Below are 5,602 nucleotides of genomic sequence, written 5' to 3'. Positions count from 1 at the left end.
GTACGAAACAGCAGGTTCACCACAATAATATTGGTCAATATATGTGTTGTTATCTACTAAAACTTTTAATTTCATATTGTTGCCCCCTTTGATTAATATAAATACAACCATCCTTTTTATATAGATATTTTGTTATTTAAAATGACTTATTTTCCTGGCTTTTTTTAGTAGCATTAATTAGCTTAAATATTATGATGATGATAGCAACTCCGCCTATAGCTGATAGTATATAGCCCATAATCTCGGGAATCCCACTAACTGAATAATCTGGTATTAATGTCTCAAAACTAAAACCATTTTGCATTCCTTTTGGGATAAAACCTAGTGACTTACCATTTGTTAATACAGAATTAATTTTATCTGGTACCCACTCTCCCCACGCTGTACCCGTTGCTAGTAGACCAAGTGGAGAAAGGCAGATCATCCCTATAAGCAATCCATAAATAGGATTCATCTTTATTTTTAAATTCTCATAGATAATGCCGGGTGAAACTTGTTTAACAAACCCATATACACCTGCAGTAATGATTCCTTCTAAAATCCCTACAATCAATAAATGTGGGATAACCATTGCCGGTATAGATATATTTAATGGGTATGGCGAATAAAGTGGTAGTCCTAGTGCATCCTTAAACAATAGCGGCTGAATTCCAAATTCAATGGAGGCAAATAGAGCGGCAATATTGAGTGCTAAGTATGATGAAATAAAAATTGCAACATAAGCGCCTTTACTTGTTTTAATTCTTTCCTTAATTAAATTATAGGTATAATACCCTACAAAAGGTGCTATAAATGCCATGTTAAAGCAATTTGCTCCAAATGCTAAGATACCTCCATCACCAAAGATAACTGCTTGTACTAGTAGTGCAATGGTTAATGATATGCAAGCTGCCCATGGCCCTAAAAGAAGTGCTACCAATGTTGCTCCCAATGCATGCCCAGTAGTTCCTCCTGGAAGAGGTATATTAAACATCATAATCATAAATGAAAAAGCAGCTCCTATTCCCATTAAGGGTATCCTCTTTTTTGTTAATTCTTTTTTAACTTTTTTTACAGCTGTTCTCCATATGGGTACCATAACGGCCCCCATAATAGCACATGTTGTTGGACTTAAATAATTATCTGGAATGTGCATTTTAAATCCTCCTTTAAAATTACTGAAAAAATAAGACCACAAAAATTAATAACTGCTTTACAGAAATCAACCTTCGTGGCCTTTAATCAAATTTGTGTATTTTCAATTTTATAAGAAATCGTATACTCTCGTAGCATACACATTTACAATACCATATGAATTCTTATTTGTAAATATAAGCTTTATTTTTTATTTTTTATTTTTACTTTACCTTAAATATAATTAACTTCTAAAATACTTTAAGCGGTAATATCATGAAAATTTTATTTCTACCAAAGTTGTGTTTTTATTAGGCTGAAAATAGAATATACATAAACATTATAGTATAATAATGTTTATGTATATAAGAAAAAATATCACTATACTATAGTTTTGGAGGTGTTACCATGAAAATAGCGGTAATAGACGCACAAGGGGCTGGTCTTGGTCAAGCGATTATAAAAAAAATTCGTAAAGAAAATCTTGATGTTTATATTGTTGCACTTGGTACAAATACATTTGCTACTTCAAATATGATAAGAGTGGGCGCAAATATTGGCATAAGTGGAGAAAAAGAAATTTGCTGTTTTTGCAGGTTAAATGAAGTTGATAGTATAATTGGACCTATTGGTATGATATGTAGTGGTGGTATAAAGGGAGAAGTTACTCCAATGATTTCCAACACGATATTTAATATGGATTGCATAAAATATATAATTCCACTACAAAAACATGGTATTTATATACCGGGCACAAGAAGTCTACAAATCAAAGAAATAATTGAAGAAATTGTACTTGATATAAAGGGTAATATAAAACTATTGCTTTAGGATAATTTCTTTTAATTTGAGTATAAGTACTTCCATTTCTTTATTAGTTCCTATACTTATTCTTATAAAATTATTAATTCTAGGTTTATTGAAATATCTAACAAGAATTCCGTTATTTCTTAATTCATTAAATATTATTTTCGCATCAATTGTATTATGACGTGAAAAAAAAGTTGGATTTTGAGCCTGCTAAAGCAAGACGATCAACTGTATAAGAGTTTATAGAGTTTTTAATTTTATTGAGGCCTTCTATTAAATCCTTGTGTCCAAAAGCATAACCAACACGCAAATTAATTAATAAAATCCAGAGGATACTCAATAATTTATAAATATAATAATTAGTTGTTGACAGACAAATTCTAATATGTTAGTATAACTTCAGATACCCCATATGGGTATAAAAAAATATTGAGTTGGAACTTTTAGGTGCATAAAAGATTTAAGAAAACATAATAATAATAATGAGTTAACTTACAGCAGAATACAAATAGAGTGATTTTAATCTATTTAACTAGAGTAATTTTAAAAGGAACATAATTACAGAGATATACTAATAAGTGTTAAGCTTCTATTGACATTATTAGTATATAACAATACATCATAAGAGGTATATAACGGAAAGAGGTGAAAGTTATGAAAGTTAAAGTAGTTGTGAGCAGATGTCCACAAAATCATCCATGTCCATCTGTGAGAGTTTGTCCAGTAAATGCTATAAAGCAAGTTGGATTTGATGCTCCTACTATTATAGAAGATAAGTGTACTAAATGTGGTAAATGTATAAGGTCTTGTCCGATGGGTGCAATACAAATGGTAGAAGAGTAAAGAGATCAATATAAGATAATATATTTTTATAATAGATATATAGTTTGAAAATGGAGGTAATAATGATGAGAGAAATAAATGATAGTCTTTTTAGTAAAGAAGTAATTGAAAATGATGTACCGGTGGTTGTGGATTTTTGGGCACCATGGTGTGGCCCTTGTAGAATGGTTGGCCCTGTTATGGAGGAATTAGATAAGCAATATTCTGGAAAAATAAAATTTGTTAAAGTAAATGTCGATGAAAACCCTATGGTTTCAGATCAATTTGGAATATCAAGTATACCAACCATTATGGTATTTAAAGGTGATAAAGCGGTAGAAAATATAGTTGGATTTAGACCTAAATCAGATTTTGAACAGATATTGAACAGATATATTTAATAAGTTAAATAAAGATAAAAAACAAGAATATAAAATTAAAGATGCTGATGGTGTAGGCGAAGTTGGGAACGTACAGTGTGGCGATATAATGAGAATATTTATTAAGGTAAAAAACAATATAACAGTGGATACTAAATTTATGATTTTTGGATGCGGATCTGCTGTGGCATCAAGTAGCATGGCAACGGAGATTATTAAGGGGAAAACTCTTGAAGAAGCTTGGGAAATTACGAATAAAAGCGTTGCAGATTCATTAGACGGACTTCTAGCAGTTAAAATGCATTGCACTGTTTTAGCAGAAGAGGTTATACATGCGGCAATCAATGATTATAGAGTAAAACAGGGATTGGAACCTTGGGTGAGTAATCTAGCAGAAAAAGGCATTAGTATGATTAAAAACAAGTTACTTAAAAATGCAAAAAAAATTATTAATTCAGCATATAGTAAAGGCTTTATCTAACTAGTTAGATAAAGCCTTTACTATTTCTTTTATATTATAATTGGCATTTGACAGGAACTAATAAAAGGAGTAATATGATAATTATAAATAGCAAATGCCAATATACATATAGGAGATGATTTTGTGTCAGAATGTAATACATGTCCATCAAGTGATGGGTGTTCAAAGGATAAGGAAACTTGTATGATTGAAAATAATCCTCTAAATAATGTGAAGAAAATTATTGGAGTTATGAGTGGTAAAGGTGGAGTTGGTAAATCTTCAATTTCTGTTCTTATTGCAAAACAATTAAAGAAACTTGGATATAGCGTAGGAGTATTAGATGCTGATATAACAGGTCCAAGTGTTCCGAGACTTCTTGGGTTAAAAGGTAAAAGGGTAACTAACAATGAACAGGGAATGTTACCAATCGAAACTTGTGATGGTATAAAAGTTATGTCATTAAATTTTTTGACGGAAAAAGAAGATGATCCAGTAATTTGGAGAGGGCCTATGCTTTCAAATGTAGTTAAGCAGTTTTGGACAGATGTCCTTTGGGAAGAGCTTGATTACTTAGTAATTGATATGCCTCCAGGAACAAGTGATATTGCGTTAACAGTTATGCAGACTATGCAGACTATGCCAATAAATGGTATAGTCATGGTATCTTTACCACAGGACCTTGTTTCTATGATAGTATCAAAAGCTGTAAATATGGCAAGAAAGATGAATATTGATGTTTTAGGGGTTATTGAAAATATGAGTTATATAACTTGTCCTGATTGCGGTAAAGAAATAAAACTTTTTGATGGTGAAAGTACTAATAATTTTTTAAAGGAAATGAATTTAAAACTTTTAGCAGAACTTCCTATGTTAAATAGTATAAGCAATTTATCAGAGTGCGGATATGAAGGTATAAATGAAAGTCTTGAACTTATTTTTAAGCCAATAGTAACAAGTATAATAAGAGATTTGGAGGAGAAATAATGAAAATAGCAATTGCAAGTGATGGAAAAAATGTGAGTGGCCATTTTGGGTTTTGTGAGGGTTTTACAATATATGAAGTAGAAGAAGGCAAATCAACAAATAAGGATTTTGTTCCTAATCCTGGACATAAACCTGGGTTTCTTCCAGTATTTTTAAAAGATTTAAATGTAAATCTTTTAATTGCTGGTGGTATGGGTGCAACAGCACAAAATTTATTTAATGAAAAAGGTATTGAGCTAGTAGTTGGTGCACAAGGATTTAATGAGGATGTATTACAAAAATATATAAATGGTGAATTGAAATCAACAGGTAGTGTTTGTCAAGAACATGAACATGAAGGACATTGTAACGATTAATCATATTAAATAAATAACAAGTGTTCAAACTGAAGAACAAATAAGGACAATATTAAATAGGTAGTTTGGCATTTAGGTAGGTAACTTAACATTTTTTACAAGTGTCTGCCACATTATGAAAGCACTGAGACTATATGAGTCTTAGTGCTATTTTTAGGTGGGATCTTCATAAGTAACTGCATTTCTTGATTTATATCCCTTTTTAACGGAAGTGTGAATTTGTAAAACTTAAGTTTAGTAAAATATTGACAATGTATTTAAGGGGGGATACAATAAATTAAAAGTGTCTTATCTAAGACATATCAGGTGGTGCATATTGTGGGCATAAGTAATTTAGAAATCGATAGTGTATTTAATAGTTATTTGTTTAGTGGTACAAATAGAACAATCCTTGAGAGTATATTATTGGAAAAGGCAAGCGTTTCTGAATTTAAGAAAAACTGCACAATTTATGATAGAGATAATTATTTTAATGGGTTAGGTATTATTATTTATGGTAGTGTTAAAGTAACAAAAGGGAACGATAGTGATTCAATACTTAATGTATTAAACAAAGGAGATATTTTTGGAGTAGCAACTGTATTCTCAAAAAAAAATATATATGTAAGCAAAATAAGTTCAATAAGTAATTGCAAAATATTATTTATTGATGAGAATTTAATTGAAAAGATGTT

The 5,602-nt window shown here is 30.4% G+C and carries 8 protein-coding genes and 1 pseudogene; 7 read left to right on the top strand and 2 right to left on the bottom strand.

Translation table 11 applies throughout. From position 1 onward, the window contains the following. Positions 1-136: 136 nt before the first annotated feature. Positions 137-1,135, bottom strand: coding sequence for a cobalt transporter CbiM (cbiM, locus tag JJE11_RS13715; protein ID WP_291636535.1), 999 nt, complete (start codon positions 1,133-1,135; stop codon positions 137-139). A gap of 386 nt (positions 1,136-1,521) precedes the next feature. Here cbiM and JJE11_RS13710 point away from each other — a divergent pair, with 386 nt between their 5' ends. Next, positions 1,522-1,944: a DUF3842 family protein gene (locus JJE11_RS13710; protein WP_291636534.1), complete on the top strand. Its 423-nt coding sequence runs from the start codon at positions 1,522-1,524 to the stop codon at positions 1,942-1,944. Here JJE11_RS13710 and JJE11_RS13705 read toward each other — a convergent pair. Next, positions 1,933-2,233, bottom strand: a pseudogene (locus tag JJE11_RS13705) (aminotransferase class I/II-fold pyridoxal phosphate-dependent enzyme); the annotation flags it as partial. The gene JJE11_RS13710 and the pseudogene JJE11_RS13705 sit on opposite strands and share 12 nt — an antisense overlap. A 344-nt stretch (positions 2,234-2,577) precedes the next feature. Between JJE11_RS13705 and JJE11_RS13700 the strand changes: the two are divergent. From JJE11_RS13700 to JJE11_RS13675, 6 genes are all read left to right on the top strand, one after another. Continuing rightward, a complete protein-coding gene (locus JJE11_RS13700) occupies positions 2,578-2,766 on the top strand; it encodes a 4Fe-4S binding protein (RefSeq protein ID WP_291636532.1) in 189 nt (62 codons plus the stop codon). A 62-nt stretch (positions 2,767-2,828) separates the two neighbouring features. Next, complete coding sequence (trxA, locus tag JJE11_RS13695) at positions 2,829-3,146, top strand: thioredoxin (RefSeq protein ID WP_291636530.1); 318 nt, start codon at positions 2,829-2,831, stop codon at positions 3,144-3,146. Then, positions 3,139-3,606, top strand: coding sequence for an iron-sulfur cluster assembly scaffold protein (locus JJE11_RS13690; RefSeq protein ID WP_291636537.1), 468 nt, complete (start codon positions 3,139-3,141; stop codon positions 3,604-3,606). The genes trxA and JJE11_RS13690 overlap by 8 nt, the downstream gene beginning before the upstream one ends. Positions 3,607-3,729: 123 nt before the next feature. After that, complete coding sequence (locus tag JJE11_RS13685) at positions 3,730-4,572, top strand: Mrp/NBP35 family ATP-binding protein (RefSeq protein ID WP_291636528.1); 843 nt, start codon at positions 3,730-3,732, stop codon at positions 4,570-4,572. Next, on the top strand, positions 4,572-4,928 hold the full coding sequence (locus tag JJE11_RS13680; RefSeq protein WP_291636526.1) for a NifB/NifX family molybdenum-iron cluster-binding protein: 357 nt from the start codon (positions 4,572-4,574) through the stop codon (positions 4,926-4,928). The genes JJE11_RS13685 and JJE11_RS13680 overlap by 1 nt, the downstream gene beginning before the upstream one ends. Positions 4,929-5,246: 318 nt before the next feature. After that, positions 5,247-5,602, top strand: a 356-nt coding sequence (locus tag JJE11_RS13675; protein WP_291636524.1) for a cyclic nucleotide-binding domain-containing protein, incomplete at its 3' end; no start/stop codon positions are given.

The organism is Clostridium sp. (genome assembly GCF_016650095.1).
In the GTDB taxonomy this organism is placed as follows: Bacteria; Bacillota; Clostridia; order Clostridiales; family Clostridiaceae; genus Clostridium_AD.
The sequence above is the reverse complement of the archived record's forward strand: the minus strand, read 5'-3'. Positions and strand labels throughout refer to the sequence as shown.

Bases quoted from the DNA above. Each gene is read 5' to 3' on its own strand.
- cbiM (WP_291636535.1), bottom strand. From the start codon at position 1,135: ATGCACATTCCAGATAATTATTTAAGTCCAACAACATGTGCTATTATG.
- JJE11_RS13710 (WP_291636534.1), top strand. From the start codon at position 1,522: ATGAAAATAGCGGTAATAGACGCACAAGGGGCTGGTCTTGGTCAAGCG.
- JJE11_RS13700 (WP_291636532.1), top strand. From the start codon at position 2,578: ATGAAAGTTAAAGTAGTTGTGAGCAGATGTCCACAAAATCATCCATGT.
- trxA (WP_291636530.1), top strand. From the start codon at position 2,829: ATGATGAGAGAAATAAATGATAGTCTTTTTAGTAAAGAAGTAATTGAA.
- JJE11_RS13680 (WP_291636526.1), top strand. From the start codon at position 4,572: ATGAAAATAGCAATTGCAAGTGATGGAAAAAATGTGAGTGGCCATTTT.